A 14,140-nucleotide genomic window follows, 5' to 3' on the forward strand; every position below is an offset into this window, starting at 1 on the left:
CTTTCGTCGGTCGGGCCTGGGCCAGGGGTGGATCAGCCGGTGGTCGTAGGGGACTCCGGATGGTGGTCGGCGGTGGTGCGTACGGGTGCGGCCGGCTCCGCGTGCCCGCTGTGGCCGTGGCGCCTGCGGGGGCGTACCGGCCACCAGATGCGGCGGCCGAGCAGCGCTGCCGCCGCCGGGACGAGCACGATCGAGAGGACGAAAGCGGACAGCAGTATCCCGAGCCCTGTCGCGAAGCCGATCTGCTGTGTGGAGGCGTTCGAGCCGATGGCGAGGCTGCCGAAGGACGCGGCGAGGACGATGCCCGCGGTGGCGATGGCCGGTGCGGTGTGGCGTACGGCACGGGCGACGGCGGCGCGGGCCGTGCGCGGGCCCTCCATCTCCTCGCGGATGCGGTCGCTGATCAGGATGTTGTAGTCGGTGCCGATCGCGACGACGAAGAGGAACAGCACGAGCGGCAGGACGAAGTTGACGCCGGGCTTGTCGAGCGCGTGCTGGAAGACGAGCGTCGCGGAGCCGAGCGTGGCGGCGAAGCACAGGCCCACGGAGAGCAGCAGCACGACCGGGGCGAGCACACTGCGCAGCAGTACCAGCAGGATCAGCGCGATCAGGCCGGCCGCCACGGGGAAGACGGTCTTCAGGTCCTTGTCGACGGCGCTGGAGATGTCCGCGAAGATCGCCGCCGTGCCGCCGACATGGGCCTCCATGCCCTTCGGGGTGTGGGCGGCGACGGTGTCTCGCACCGGCCCCGAGACCAGGTCGCGGGCCGCTTGCGTCTGGGAGTCGGCCGTCAGGTAGAGGTCGATGCGGGCGGCGTCGCGCTGCTCGTTGAGGACAGGTGCGCCCACCTTGCCGACGCCTTCGACGCGGGTCAGCTCTCCGGAGAGTTCGCCGAGGGACGCGGTGGAGACCCGGTCGCCCTCGGGGGCCGTGAGGTAGACGGTGGCCGGGTCGGACACACCGGCCGGAAGTGCGCGGGCGATCTCGGCGGCGGTGGTCGCGGCCTCGGTCTCGTGGTGGGTGCCGCCCTGGCCGAAGTCCATGCGGGTGCCGGTCATGCCCACAGCGAGCGCACCGAGCAGGGCGACGGAGCAGAGGATCGAGGTCAGCGGCGCGCGGGCCACGAAGTCGCCGGTCCGCCCGGCGAGCCCGGGGCGCGATGCGCGCTTCAGGGCGTGGGAGGGCCAGAACATGCGGCGGCCGGTGATCGCGAGCAGGGCGGGCATCAGTGTGAGGCTGGCCAGGAGCATCACGAGCACGGACACGGCCACGGCGGGCCCGAGCACCCGGAACCCTTCGTAGGTCGCGATACCCAGGGTGGCGAAGGCGGCCACGATGGTGAGGGCGGCGGAGGTGATGGCGGTGCCGACGCGGGAGCCGACCTCGGCGGCGATGGCGCGCGGGGCCACGTCGGGGCGTTCCCGCAGCAGCTCACGGAAGCGGAAGAGCAGGAACAGGAAGTAGTCGACACCGATGCCGATGAGGACGACGCCGATCATGCTGGGCGTCGAGGTGTCCAGCTTGATGCCGGTGAGCAGGGCGCCGACGACGATGACGCCGGTCGCCGCACCACCCACGATCACGACCGCGAGCAGCGGGATGAACGCGGCGCACAGGCTGCGGAACACCAGCACGTTCACCAGCACGATCAGGCCCAGCATCAGCAGGCCGACGACGCGCTGGACGGACTCCTCGGCGTCGCGGGTGTCGACGTGGTCGGCGAGGCCGCCGGTGAACCCGGTCCGCAGATCCACTTCGGCGAAGGCGTCCTCGGCCTGCTCGCGGAAGGCCCGGAACAGATTGTGCATGCCGGTGTCGGCGGTGTTGCCCTCAAGCCGTACCGACAGCAGTGCGAAGGTGCGGTCCGGGGCGGTCATGCCCACGCTGACCTTGGGTTTCTGCGAGTGGTCCGTGGCCAGGAACGGGATCTGGTCGTCGGACTTCGTCGGGGTGTCCTGCGAGTCCGGCATGGTCACGCGGCGGCTGCCGAGCTCCTTCGCGACGGACGCCAGGTGCTTCTGGTCGGGTCCGGTCAGCGGTTCGCCGTCGGGCCTGCCGACCAGGACGGTGAGCGTGCTGGTGTCGGACGTCACGCCGAACTTCTCCTCGGCGACCTGGAGGGCGGCGGCCGAGTCGTAGCTCTTCGGCAGGAAGTCGCCGCCGGCGGCCTGCGTCACGCGGGGCGTCAGCACTCCGGCGACCAGGGCGAGGAAGATGCCGATCACCGACCACAGGGCGACGATCTTCCAGGGATGGCGGGTGGAGAACCCGGTCAGGGCGCGGATCACAGCTGGCCTCCGGCAGGGGGTGGCGAAGAGGTGGGGTCGCCGGGGCTTTCCGGCCTGCCTTCAGCACATCAGCGGGAACGCGCCGGATCGTCCGATCCGGGAATGAGATGGAGATTGGGAGTACGGTGCCGCGAGGCCCCCGCCCAGGAGCCTGCTCCCAGGTCGGGATCGCCCTCGGGCTCCACAGTCTGGGCCGGCGACCAGGGAGAATGGGTGTCGAGATGGCCGAGGAAGGAACACGATGCCCACGTCCCACACCACGCCCGCCGCGCGGCGCGACCGACCGCCCGTCGGCGACGCCCTGCCCTGGACCCGCAACGACGCCCTCGTCGCGGTCGGCGCGGCGGCCCTCGACCTGATCGGCTTCACCCTCACCAGTCAGAGCGTCCAGGGCTTCGTCCCCGTGGCCGGCTGTCTGCTGATGACGGTGTCCGCCCTGACGCTCCTCGCCCGGCGGCGGGCCCCGCTGCTCACCCTGGCCGCCGTCCTGACCATCGGGCTCGCCGTCCATCTGAGCTGGCCGGTGGGTCAGGGCTTCAACGCCGCCATGATCGTCGCCCTCTACTCCCTCGTACGCGCCCGGGGGCCCGCCCACTACGTACCGGCGGCCCTGGTGTGCGTGGCGCTGCCGCTGGTCGTGCGGGAGCCCTGGTCCCAGAGCTCCCTCATGAAGCTGGCGGGGAACTGCGCGGCCGTGCTGTTCGTGGTCGTCGCCGGGCTCGTGATGAACCGCTGGCAGCGGGAGGCCGAGGCGTACCGTGGGTTGCTTGCTGAGCGCGCGTTGGCTGATGAGCGGCGTCGTATTGCCCGTGAGATGCATGACATCGTGAGTCACCATGTGACGACGATGCAGTTGATGGCGGGGGGCGCTCGTGCGAATCTCGACCGGAATCCGGAGGTTGCGCGGGATGCGCTGGTCACTCTGGAGGGTCTGGGGCGTACGGCGTTGCATGAGTTGCGGCAGCTTCTCGGTGTGCTGCGGGCGGGTGACGGGGCGGGGGAGGAGACGATTGCGCCGCAGCCCGGTGTCGCCGATCTGGAGCGGGTGGTCGCCGAGTCGTGTGCGGCGGGGCTGCCGGTGGAGTTCGTGGTGCGGGGGGATGCGCGGCCGCTGCCGGCGGGTGTGGAGCTGACGGTGTTCCGTGTCGTGCAGGAAGCGCTGACCAATGCCCGCAGGTATGCGGGCAGGGGCGCCCGCGCGCGTGTGTGTCTGACGTACGGGGATCGCGGCGTGACGGTGGAGGTACTGGACGACGGGGAGGGGCCGGCCGGCGGTCCCGGTCCCGCGCCCGGTTCCGGTTACGGTCTGATCGGTATGCGTGAACGTGTCGGGCTGCACGGCGGGTCCCTGGAGACCGGCCGGCGCGAGGGACGGGGCTACCGGGTCACGGCCCGCCTGCCGCTGCCGGACGAAGAGGGAGCACTGCGGTGAGCGGGACGACACACGGTACCGGCGGGACGACAGACGGTACGGGCGGGGCGACAGAGGGTGCGGCTGCGGTGAGCGGGACGGCAGAGGGCAGGGGCGGGATGACGGAGGGTGCGGGCGGGGCGGACACGGCAGGTGCGGGTGCGGCGGGGTCCGTCATCCGTGTGCTGATCGCGGACGATCAGCTCCTGGTCCGCCGCGGCCTGGTGCTCATGCTCGGTCCCGAACCCTCCGTCGAGGTCGTCGGCGAGGCCGCCGACGGCGCACAGGCCGTGGAACTCGCACAGCGGCTGCGGCCCGACGTCATCATCATGGACATCCGCATGCCCGTCCTGGACGGCATCGCCGCAACAGAACAGCTCACCCGGCAGGTGCCGGACTGCCGGGTACTGGCACTGAGCACCTTCGACATGGACGAACACGTGGTCGCCGCACTGCGCGCGGGCGCCTGCGGCTTCCTGCCCAAGGACATCTCACCCGAAGAACTCGTCACCGCACTGCACGTGGTCCACACCGGCGAAGCGGTGGTCGCCCCACGCCTGCTGACCCGCCTCATCTCCTCCTACGTCACAGTCCCCCAACGCCCCGCGACGCCCGCCGCCGGGACCGGACCCACGGGCGTCCCGGACGGGCTGACGCCCCGCGAGCGGGAGGTGTGGCGGCTGATCGCCGCCGGCCTGGACAACACCGGGATCGCCGCGGAGATGTTCGTCAGCCCGTCGACGGTGAAGAACCACATCACCGCGCTCTTCGCCAAACTCCAGGTCCGCGACCGGGCACAGGCAGTGATCGCCGCATACGAAGCAGGCCTGGTCAGAGCAGGCGAACGCGAATAACGAGAACCACCCCCGGCACGGACGACACACTCACCCGACGCTGGGCAGGTGACGCGGCGCCTCGCCGATGTCGGCGGGCAGGGCTCCGGCGGCGGCAGCGGTGTCCGGGTCGGCCGGATCGGTGCCGGCGATCGCCGCGAGGGTGAGCGCGGCGTCGGTGACATTGCGGGCCACGGGCCCCGGGGTGTCGTGACGGGAGGAGATCGGCACAATGCCGGTACGGCTCGCCACACCCAACGTGGGCCGCACGCCGACAGTGGACGTCAGACCCGCCGGGTCGACGATGATCCCGTTCCACAGCAAAGACCGGCCCGGCCGTCGCCGACGGCTTGGCCCTGCCTCCTCCGGTGCCCCGGCCCGGGGGCACGCCCACCGCCGCGCCGCGCGCCCTGATCGCCCAGGCCGACCCACCGTGCTCGAACCCGCAGCCGTCCGCCGCCGTGCAGGTTGGGGTACGGACGACACACGGCGACGCGGGCTCGCCCCGCCCCCGGAGAGGAATTCCCGTGGAAAACCCCACGAAGACCTTCGTGAAGAAGCGGAAAGCCCCTGTTCGTTTACGACTGGCGGCCCTGACCGGCGCGTTCGTCGCCGCTTTCGCCCTCGGAACCGTCCAGGCACCGGCGGCGTCAGCGAGCCCCAGCGACTGCCGTGCCTCCTGGTTCTGCGCCTGGGAGCACATGAACTACGAGGGCTCCTTCGTCTCGACGAACCAGAGCCTGCCCTACGTCAGCAACGCCTTCAACGACAAGGCCACCTCGTACTGGAACCGTACGAGTTGGTACGTCACCCTCTACCCCGACGCCGACTACCGCAGCGGCTGCATGATGAACTCGATTCCGCCCGGCGGGTCATCCCCACTGCTCCCTGGGCACCTCAACGACAAGGTCTCCTCGTACACCATCACACCCCATCCCGTCTGCCACTGATCTTTTCGTCAGCTCGGTGGGTGTGGTGGCCGTGTGGGCGGGAGGCTGTCGGACAGGAAGCGCTACAGCTCCTCTCACTACTACGGCGACCGCCAGTTCCGCGCCGGGGGACCGTGGAAGGGCACCTGCCAGGGAGACAGCGGCGGCCCGCTCGTCCAGCCCGCCTACGAATCGTCCCCGGGAAACGAACGCATCCACAACCAACTCCTCGACCACACCCTCGTCGGCATCGTCAGCTACGGAGACGGCTGGGACCGCACCCCACCGGACTCCCCCGGCGTCTGCACGGAAGTCAGCACCTGCACTCCCTGGATCAGGCGCATCGCCGGATACAGCCTGTAGCGGGCCGCCGGGCCGGCCGGGTACGGCCCGGGAGGCGCGGGGGTGCCGCCGGGCAGACGTGTCGGAACTGATGCCGCAGGCCAGCCGGGTGGCGCCGCGGGACGGTTTGCCACAACGTCCTGAACGCGGCTGATCAGGCGCGTCACTCCTCCGGGGGCCGGACTCCCGGTTCCGGCCAGGCAGGTCCCGGCAGGAGAAGGGATGCGTTCCCGGCACCGGCCGGGAGTGTGCGACCCCCGGCACCGGGTGCCCGGTACCCGTCATGGTGGAGCCTCCCGGCGGCCGGACCGGCCCGGGGCGAATTCCACGACGACATCCCGAACCGAAGGGCCGATGCTTTCGCCACCAGCGGCCGCACAGGGGCCCTGGCCGTCCTGGCGATGGCCCTGAACCTGGTGACCACGACACCTGCCTGCGCACCCGCCATCGTCAGCGGCCAGGAGACCGCAGTCCACGAGTCCCCTGGATACTCGGGATCGTCGACACCGGGGACGCGCGTCTTCTGCGGGGCATCCGTCGTCTCCGCCCGGTACGCCCTGACCGCCGTCCACTGCGTCGCGAACGCCGAGCTCAGGCGGACGGCGGTGGTGGCGGGTGAGCACGGCACCGCCCCCGACACCCTGGGCGGCATCATCGGCTTCAAGGACGGCAGGTCCTTCACCGCGGTCACCGGGATCGAGGTGGGCGGCACGGCCGCCGAGGGGCCCGGCCCGGCGACAGCGTCCGCCTGCTGCGGGACACCGGGCCCGGGGACGTCGAACGAGGCCAGTGCCCCACCGGCGGGCCCGGCACCGGCACCACCCACCGCAGGTTCGACGCCGTGGTCTGCTTCCTCACCGAGGAGGAAGGCGGACGCCACACCCCCGTCCAGTCGGCTACCGGCCCCAGTGGTACTTCCGCACCACCGACATCACCGGCGTGGCCGGCAACCTGACCGATCCGTACGGCGGCGGGCCGACCGAGTCGGTGACGCCCGGCGACACCGTCCAGCTCACCGTCGAGCTGGTGCAGGACACGGTGATGGAGACGGGAACGCGGTTCGCCGTCCGGGAGGGCGGACCCACCGTGGGCGGGGGCGAAGGTGGTGAGCTTCGCGGCCTGACCCCGGACACCACTCCACCGCGGCCACCCCGCATGGCCCCTCCCCCGTCAGTCCGGACCAGCCGGTGAGAGAGCCGCCACCGGCCACCGTCCGCCCAGTCGCGTCCGACCCGCCCTGCCGCCCGTACGCGGGCCCTCCCCTTCCGCGCCTGTCAGGGACACGGACCGACAGGGCCCGGAACCACCGGACTACCGCCCTGGCAGGTAATTCCACCCGAAGAATTCGACCCGAAACTTCGACTTCGGGCACCTCTGCCGGAGGCCGTCCGGCAGCCGGTCTCAGCAGTGGGGCACGTCGATGGTGCGGGTCTGGTCGGTCTTGGCCGTGTGGATCTCGTTCTGGCCCCAGAAGGTGGTGTTCTCCACGTCGTGCTTGGAGCCGGGCAGGCTGACGGTCCAGTTGCCGGTCTCGCAGGTGGCCAGGTCGGTCCCGATGGAGGTGAAGTGGTAGCCGCGCATCTTCGGCAGCGTTCCCTCGTACACCTTTCCGCTCGGGGAGGTCATCTTGTAGGCGAGGTCGTAGGCGGTGCAGTAGTTCAGGATCCAGTTGGTGCCCACGGCGCTCTTGTCCCACTTGCACCGGCTGCCCAGCTCGGGCCAGACCTTGCCGTTCTCGTACCCGATACAGGCCCAGGTCTCGACCTCGGCCTGTTTGTGCGGGTAGGCCCAGACGGAGTCGCCGCAGGTCCATTCCTTGGCGGCCGCCGCCTTCGGCGCGGGAGCCGCCGCGGTCGCGGGGGCGGTGGGGGTGGCGAGCGGCAGGATTACGGCGGCGGTGAGGACACCGAGCGCCCTGACGGTACGGGAACGGGACATGGAGGAACCTCTGCCTTCAGCGGTGAGTCGGCCCGCACCCGTCGGCCGGGGCGGTGCCATACCCACTCCTGCCGCCCGGGGCGCACGCCCAACCGGCCGCGATGGAGTATCCGTCCGATGGCGTGAAGAGAGGGATATGTCTTGACGGGCCGGAGAATATTTCACTACAGGACGTTTGCCGGTGTTCTGCGTGCGAGCTTGCCCCTTGGAGAGCTGCCGTCCGGGGCTGCTGTCAGCGCCGCTGGACGAGGAACAGGCCGTCGTCCTGGCAAAAGGTGTTCAAGGCGCTGGCGGACCCGGTGCGGCTGCTGCGGCTGCGGCTGCTGTCGATGATCGCCTCCCGCGCGGGCGGGGAGGGCTGCGTGGGTGATCCGACCCCGGCGTTCGGCCTGTCCCAGCCGACGATCTCCCACTGTCCGAAGCTGCTGCGGGAGGCGGGGCTGATCGCCTCCGAGCGGCGCGGGACGTGGGTGTACTACCGGCTGCTGCCGGAGACGGCCGACCGTCTCGCGGGCATCCTCACCCGCTCCGGCGGCACCCCCATCCTTCCGACCATCGGAGCGGGGTGCGGGCCCGCCGACACAGCCGGCGCGGTGGAGACCCCGGCCGGGGGCCGGGCGTGAGCGCCCTCCGCTCCTGCTGCTGGGGAATGGCGGGGCGGCTGTCGTTCCTCAACGGCTACCTCGCGCTGTGGATTCTCACGGCGATGGCCGCCGGGCTCGGCCTCGGACGGCTCGTCCCGACACCTGCCCCGCCTTCCCCGGCAGGACCTACCTCGACTGAACCCTCGACGTCCCCGCAGGACAGGACACCGACACGGTCCGCCCGATCCGGGACGAGATCGAGCACCGTGTCCGCGTCCTCGTCGAAGACCCCGGCATCACCACGGCCTGACCCACCGCCGACCCGGGTACGGCACCGTGAACGATCGACCCCGTGCGACATCCGCCGAGCGGGGCACTCAGACCTGTTCGTCCTCGGCGTCCGGGTCCCGAAGGGGCCTCAGACCCTGGCCCGGGCCGCTGGCCTTGATGTTGAACAGATAGCGGCGCAGGAAGTTGATGTGCCGGTCGAGCACGCGTGCGTCCGATGCGCGATGCTCCGCGTCGATGAACGCCGCCGCGACGGGCCGTCTGTACTGGCACGGCGGGCAGGTCCGTCCGGCGACGCGGAACGGGGAGTGGACCGGTGAACGGCGGGTCGGCCACGAGCGGCCGCAGGCCCTGTACGCCGCCCGGTTCCTGGCCACCGCCGCCCGTGCGAGCGGCGGTGGCACCCGCGTGCTCGCCCCGGCCCGATGGGCCGCACAGCTCTCGGACTCACCCGGCTGTACCGGGCCGGGCTGCGCGACAGCGGCCAGGGCTCCTGCGTGGCGTGGCTCGCCCGGGTCCGGAGCCGGTGGATTGGTCGATTCCTGCGGAGGTTCCGGTCGGAAGCCACCGGCCGGTCGCGCCTGGAACCGGTCCATGTACGCCGGGTCCGGACAGCGACGGCCGTTGGCCGGGGCGCGGCGTGGCCGTTACGCGGGGACGGCCGCCGGCGGGGTCCAGGTACCGTCGAGGATGGCGTCCTCGGGCCAGTAGGCGCGCAGGTAGAGGGAGAACGGCTCGCCCGCGGGGGCGGGCAGCCAGTTGGCGTCGGCGTTGTCGGGCCGGGTGGCCTGGACGGTCAGGGTGAGGGAGCCGTCGGGGTTGGACTTCAGGTCCTTGTTCTTCGTCCCCAGCGAGTAGCGGTTGAGGTCGTTGGGGGCGAAGAAGTGGTGCTGGTTGTAGAGGGTCAGGGACCAGAAGCCCCGGGCGGGCGGGAGCTGCCCGGCGGGGAAGGTGACGGTGTAGGTCCGGTCGCCGTCCAGGCGCTCTCCCGCCTCGTCGAGGTCGAGGTAGAAGTAGGCGGTCTCGTTGGGCGAGTTGACGAAGATGTTGGCCTTCGCCATGGCGGTGCGGGAGAGGTAGTCGGTGCCGAACTGGGCGCCGTTGTGCTGGGTGGTCCAGTGGTTTCCGGCCGGTACGCCGATGTTGCGGAACTGGAAGAGCGGGTCGATCAGGTCCTTGTCGGCGGCGACTGCGGTGGCGCGCAGCAGGTCGGCGTGGGCCGCGGTGACGGTGGGGTCGGTGAGTGAGCCGATCCAGTCGTACAGGGCCTGTTCGCCCGGCTTGGCGGGTACCTCGGTGAGCAGGGCGGGCAGGTCGTCGAAGAAGATGGTGGGGTCGACCCAGTGGGTCTCGCTGTCGCCGCCGTCGCCGCCGAAGGGGGGCAGGGTGGGGGCCTGGGACCAGTCGGTGGTCTGGAGTTTCCCGGTGTACTCCGCCAGCGGGTACATCATGATCTGGTTGATGACCGGCTGGATCGCCGCGCGGTCGGCGTCGGTGTCGTCCATGAACGCGCGCGGGATGACCGCCGAGACGGCCGTGTCGAACCGGTACACCTTGGTGATGCCCTCGGGTACCTCGCCTTCCCAGGAGGCGGGAGCCAGCAGGTACAGACCGGGCGCGGTGCCGTACATCTTGCCCAGGGGGGGCGTAGGACTCGGTGCGCTGGTCGACGATCTGGTAGACCCAGAACCGGTCCCCGAAGTCCGGGACCTGGAGGACGGCCGGTCCGCTGCCGACGGTGACCAGGCCCATGCCGTAGACGACGTCCTGGTTGGGGCAGGCGACCTGCCGCTCCTCGGGGGAGATGTAGTCGTGCAGCATCGCGAGGCGCCCCGGCGGCGCCACCGGCATCACCCCGCCCGCCAGCCCCGGCTCCGTGACCTGCTCGAAGACGACATTGCGGTTGTGCACGTTCTCCAGCGCCCAGCCCCACAGATACGCCTGCCGTGCCAGCGACGCCACATACGTGGGCGTCATCAGCTCACCCGGCATCGGCTTCCCAGAACCCGTCATGACCGTCCATCCCTTCCTCGGCGGAGATCTCCAGGTCTCCAACCTCGCCCGGCACGGAGCGGCGTCACAAGGTGAATCCGGCGGCGCACGGGTGCACTCCCCGGGCACGGCCGCCGCCCCCTCGCGCCCCACTCCCATGTTCGTCCGCGTCGGCCGGCAGCAGGCCAGCCCTTGTCGTCCGAGGACACCAGGGTGGGCGAACCAGATCTCCCCGGCGCCCCGCACCGGGGTAGCCGTCCTGCCCCGCCTCCCTCCACTGCCGCCGAACGCACCGCCCCGGGGCGCGGGCAGCGCCCGCAGCGGGCTGGCGATCCGGACGAGAGTTCCTGGCCGGGGACGACCGTCACCGGGCAGCGGACAAGCCCGCCCGCACTGCCCCCGCCACCGCTGGCGCCCCCTGGCCCCCGGGCCGCCCGCACCCCACATGCACAGGGTCACCGAGGTCACCCCTTGCGGCACCGTGAACGTCCCCGGCCCGGTGAACTCCCCCGAACCCGCGGCCCGTACCTCACGACAGCGACACCCTCCCCCGCCGCCGGTGAACCCACGGCCGGCACCACGCCTGCCAGGACGGCCCGCCCCGCACCCCACGCCCTCATCCCGTACATCCCTTCGTCTCCTCCACCCACCCCCGAACCCGGTCCAGGAGCAGAAGGCGGTCAACCGCGCCCCGTGCGAAGGACACCCGGCGCCCGGGCACCCCGGCCCGTACCCGCCCCTGTTCGCCCGAACGAGTCACCACCCGCGCCGCCGCGGTGGAGCGGACGCGGCGGTGCTGACGTCCGCGTGCGCACGGCGCCGTACGGCCGGGCCCGGGGCGGGGGGCCTGGGCGAGCTCGCGCGGCCTCATGGGCTGCGGCTCCTCGCGAACAGGGGCAAGGAGATCACTCGCGCCCTCGCGACACAGCCCGGCTGTCCCGACGGACCCTGCGGCGCACCGGCTCCCGGCGGGACTGACCCGTGCACCCGGGCCAGCCGCGGTCCCGCGAGCCTGCTGCCGAGCTGGAGATGCTGTGCTTCCTCCGCCGGGTACAGGTCCGTGAGCTGCGGCGGACGGACCGGTGGGTCGCTGAGGCCCAGGCCCGCTCTCCCTCGCCCGGCCGCGGAACACCGCGCCACCCGGGGCCGGGCGGCATGCCGCGTCACCACGGGTCGCTCCTCCCCCGTCGCCGGACTGCGTCCTCGGCCTTCCCCGGTCTGGCCTGATCCGGCGAAGGGTCCTGTTCACCCCTCACCACGGGGGACGAACTCCAGGAGCCGGAATTCCACCGGAGTGCCACCGGAGTGACGGGCGGCGGAGGCCAGGCAGTTCATGCGGAGCCCCTGCCCGGAGGCGAGGTCGGTCAGACGAGGAGTGTCGCCCAGGCTGTTGAAGCCCAGCAGCAACCGTCCGCCCTGGGCCAGATGATCCGGCCCCTCACGCAGATAGCGCCCGTGCAGCACGTACCCCGGATCGAAGACGGCACCGTGCAGATCGCCCGGGCCCGAACCGGCGAAGCCCGCCGGGGTATAGATGACATTGGAGTTCCAGAAGATCGCATCGAACCGCTCGTCCGGTGCCAGAGCACCGAACAGGTCACTCTCCAGGACCCGGACCCGGTCGGACACACGGTGGCATTCCGCGTTCAGCAGGGAGTTGCACACGGCGGCAGGACTGATGTCGACGGCCACCACCCGGGCGCATCCCGAGAGCGCGGCGGTCACCGCCGTCACACCGGTACCACTGCCCACTTCCAGCAGGCTGCCACCGACGGGATACGGCAGATGCGTGGAGAAGAACTCCGTGGAGCCCGTCAGGTGTGGTGCAAAGACCTCGGGCAACTGTGTCCAGTCCCGTCCGAGCAGCGAGAACTCATCCAGGGAAGCCGCACCGACGGCGTGGGCCTGAACCAGTCGGAGGCCGAGAGCGATGAGCTCGTTCTGTTCCATAGGAGATATATATCCCGCAGGGGCTGCTCATCCCGGGGGCACGGTGATCGGACCCTCGGCCGAGCGCGTTGGGCCCTCGGAGCCGCGGGTCCGTACCGCCGAGGGCCGGCCGCAATACGTCCAGAGCGACCAGCACGACGCCCTGGCCGAACTGCGGGCGGGGGCACTTCCGGAACTCGTCCGCCACCCCTCGCTCCAGCCAGCACATGCGAGAGGCTGTGGACGAACTGCACCGGGAACGGGCGGAAAGCGACGGGCCCGCCGGGCGCAGCACGCACGGTGCGAGGACGAGGGGCGAGGGGCGACAGGGCAGAGCCAGATCGCTGCGGCGGACGGCCGGTCCAGCCGCGCTCACTGGGTCGACCGGGCCTATGACGGCCCGCGGATCGGGCGGCCGCAGAGCCACCCTCCCTGCCTGCTGCCTGCTGCCTGCTCTTGACCATCACCGCCTTCGATCAACCCGCCCGAGGGACCACTCCGCCCCGCCGGGGGACGCGCAAGGGCGCAGCCTGCAGCCCCGGAGCGCCAGCGGAGGTGTCGCCAGTAGGAGGCCGTGCCGGCGGCCCGGCCCTCGCCGGGCGGGGCCCGGCCTCCGGAGGCGGCGCACCAGCACTCGACGGCAAAGCAACTGATGCGCGGCGAAGTGGCGGATGAGAAACCTGCTTCGGCATGTGCTACCACTTTTTGCAGATTCCGTTACATCGCTGCAGCCAAAGGTAGCCACAGCCGGTGGATGAAGGGCTGCAGGAAGATCCGCTATAGCAGAACCAGCTGAAATCCGCGGAACAGCCGGATACGGCACTTCCGACATTGCAGTGGCAATCTGCTGCTGCCTTCTCGTTTCGCGCCACAGTGTTGTGAGCCGGTCCGAGAGTTCCGATCAACAGGTAGGCCTCTTCCACGCCAAAGGATGCAGAGACCATCTTGCCGAGAGCATCAAGCTCCTTCTGTGCCGACGGCCGGGCTGCCCTCTCAAGATCAAACCGGTTGGTGTCGGAGGTATACTGCTCTATTCGGTCCAGTGCGGCGCGCTGCTGCAAGGTTAGGCCCGGACTCTCAGCACGGTAGAGGGTGATCTTCTCTCGCCAGATGGCTGCCCGGGTAACCGGTGTTAGAGCCAGGTAAATGCGGATACGGTGCACGTATCAGCGGCGGATCAGCGTCTCCCGGTCGACCGGCACGCCACCCCCAGCACGGGCGCTGGTGGAGGGTGAGCTGGGTACGGCAGGCGTCGGAGCAGGGGCGCAGGTGCAGGGTGCGGGTGTCCTGCTCGAACCGTACGGCGGCGCCCCTCCCGGCCAAGTCGGGGCCGCTGACCGCCCAGCGCGCCGCCGGCGGCCGGGAACTCCCAGGTCCACTCGGCGATCAGCGCACCGATCGCCGCGCCAAGGCTCATCAGCTCGTGCCCGTCGCGGCGTACGGTCCGCGACGGGCGCGGCAACCGGGCGCGCGGTGCGGGCTGCGCCGCCGAAGGTGCCGGCGCAGCCGGGGCGTCGGTGACCGGCCGTGTGGCGGCAGCCTCGGCACGGGCCTGGGCCTCGGTGGACTGCCGGGCGCGGGTCTGCTCCCCCTTGGCCTCCCGGGC

Annotated in this window: 11 protein-coding genes and 3 pseudogenes; 7 read left to right on the forward strand and 7 right to left on the reverse strand. The window is 71.3% G+C overall.

What is annotated here, in order from left to right:
- Positions 1 to 32 precede the first annotated feature (32 nt).
- The gene (locus CRV15_RS28275) at positions 33 to 2,288 is read right to left on the reverse strand and encodes an MMPL family transporter (RefSeq protein WP_003955963.1); all 2,256 of its coding nucleotides are present in this window, start codon (positions 2,286 to 2,288) and stop codon (positions 33 to 35) included.
- 241 nt (positions 2,289 to 2,529) lie between these two features.
- Here CRV15_RS28275 and CRV15_RS28280 point away from each other — a divergent pair, with 241 nt between their 5' ends.
- Entirely contained in the window at positions 2,530 to 3,720 is a 1,191-nt protein-coding gene (locus tag CRV15_RS28280) for a sensor histidine kinase (RefSeq protein ID WP_003962899.1), read from the forward strand.
- Between the two features lie 98 nt (positions 3,721 to 3,818).
- Complete coding sequence (locus CRV15_RS28285) at positions 3,819 to 4,553, forward strand: response regulator (protein ID WP_009998840.1); 735 nt, start codon at positions 3,819 to 3,821, stop codon at positions 4,551 to 4,553.
- Between the two features lie 30 nt (positions 4,554 to 4,583).
- Here the strand turns inward: CRV15_RS28285 and CRV15_RS28290 are convergent, their stop codons facing one another.
- Positions 4,584 to 4,856: an amidase family protein gene (locus CRV15_RS28290; RefSeq protein WP_003955959.1), complete on the reverse strand. Its 273-nt coding sequence runs from the start codon at positions 4,854 to 4,856 to the stop codon at positions 4,584 to 4,586.
- A 203-nt stretch (positions 4,857 to 5,059) separates the two neighbouring features.
- Here CRV15_RS28290 and CRV15_RS28295 point away from each other — a divergent pair, with 203 nt between their 5' ends.
- The 4 genes and pseudogenes from CRV15_RS28295 to CRV15_RS36965 all read left to right on the forward strand — a co-directional run bounded on the left by CRV15_RS28295 (position 5,060) and on the right by CRV15_RS36965 (position 6,994).
- On the forward strand, positions 5,060 to 5,482 hold the full coding sequence (locus tag CRV15_RS28295) for a peptidase inhibitor family I36 protein (protein WP_009998841.1): 423 nt from the start codon (positions 5,060 to 5,062) through the stop codon (positions 5,480 to 5,482).
- 33 nt (positions 5,483 to 5,515) lie between these two features.
- A complete protein-coding gene (locus CRV15_RS28300) occupies positions 5,516 to 5,824 on the forward strand; it encodes a trypsin-like serine protease (RefSeq protein WP_003955957.1) in 309 nt (102 codons plus the stop codon).
- 380 nt (positions 5,825 to 6,204) lie between these two features.
- Positions 6,205 to 6,369: pseudogene (locus tag CRV15_RS37940) on the forward strand (hypothetical protein); the annotation flags it as partial.
- 223 nt (positions 6,370 to 6,592) lie between these two features.
- Positions 6,593 to 6,994, forward strand: a complete 402-nt coding sequence (locus CRV15_RS36965; protein ID WP_230864355.1) for an EF-Tu C-terminal domain-related protein — start codon at positions 6,593 to 6,595, stop codon at positions 6,992 to 6,994.
- A gap of 210 nt (positions 6,995 to 7,204) precedes the next feature.
- Here the strand turns inward: CRV15_RS36965 and CRV15_RS28315 are convergent, their stop codons facing one another.
- Complete coding sequence (locus CRV15_RS28315) at positions 7,205 to 7,741, reverse strand: hypothetical protein (protein WP_009998843.1); 537 nt, start codon at positions 7,739 to 7,741, stop codon at positions 7,205 to 7,207.
- Positions 7,742 to 7,931: 190 nt separating this feature from the next.
- Between CRV15_RS28315 and CRV15_RS28320 the strand changes: the two are divergent.
- Positions 7,932 to 8,364: pseudogene (locus tag CRV15_RS28320) on the forward strand (ArsR/SmtB family transcription factor).
- A gap of 896 nt (positions 8,365 to 9,260) precedes the next feature.
- Here CRV15_RS28320 and CRV15_RS28330 read toward each other — a convergent pair.
- From CRV15_RS28330 to CRV15_RS37950, 4 genes and pseudogenes are all read right to left on the reverse strand, one after another.
- Positions 9,261 to 10,244 (reverse strand): DUF1214 domain-containing protein, encoded by a 984-nt coding sequence (locus CRV15_RS28330; RefSeq protein WP_003955948.1) that lies wholly within the window; start codon positions 10,242 to 10,244, stop codon positions 9,261 to 9,263.
- Positions 10,245 to 10,302: 58 nt separating this feature from the next.
- Positions 10,303 to 11,052: pseudogene (locus CRV15_RS37945) on the reverse strand (DUF1254 domain-containing protein); the annotation flags it as partial.
- Positions 11,053 to 11,850: 798 nt separating this feature from the next.
- Entirely contained in the window at positions 11,851 to 12,555 is a 705-nt protein-coding gene (locus CRV15_RS28345; protein WP_003962905.1) for a methyltransferase, read from the reverse strand.
- Between the two features lie 674 nt (positions 12,556 to 13,229).
- A complete protein-coding gene (locus CRV15_RS37950) occupies positions 13,230 to 13,697 on the reverse strand; it encodes a bacteriocin fulvocin C-related protein (RefSeq protein ID WP_003955944.1) in 468 nt (155 codons plus the stop codon).
- Positions 13,698 to 14,140 lie beyond the last annotated feature (443 nt).

The sequence above is a fragment of the Streptomyces clavuligerus genome (assembly GCF_005519465.1).
GTDB classification, from domain to species: Bacteria; Actinomycetota; Actinomycetes; order Streptomycetales; family Streptomycetaceae; genus Streptomyces; species Streptomyces clavuligerus.